Origin of the sequence: Rugamonas brunnea, from assembly GCF_014042345.1 — a bacterium.
Classification (GTDB): Bacteria; Pseudomonadota; Gammaproteobacteria; order Burkholderiales; family Burkholderiaceae_D; genus Rugamonas; species Rugamonas brunnea.
In genome coordinates this window covers 1-255 of the sequence record NZ_JACEZT010000073.1, presented here as the reverse complement: position 1 = coordinate 255, position 255 = coordinate 1, and the positions used below count along the sequence as shown (strand labels likewise).

General features: G+C 53.7%; 1 rRNA gene. It reads left to right on the top strand.

The annotated features are described in order from the left end of the window. Positions 1-255 (top strand): 16S ribosomal RNA (locus H3H37_RS25550); the annotation flags it as partial.

The following is a 255-nucleotide window of genomic DNA, read 5'->3' as shown; positions in this document are numbered from 1 at the left end:
TCCAGACTCCTACGGGAGGCAGCAGTGGGGAATTTTGGACAATGGGCGCAAGCCTGATCCAGCAATGCCGCGTGAGTGAAGAAGGCCTTCGGGTTGTAAAGCTCTTTTGTCAGGGAAGAAACGGTGAGGGCTAATATCCTTTGCTAATGACGGTACCTGAAGAATAAGCACCGGCTAACTACGTGCCAGCAGCCGCGGTAATACGTAGGGTGCAAGCGTTAATCGGAATTACTGGGCGTAAAGCGTGCGCAGGCG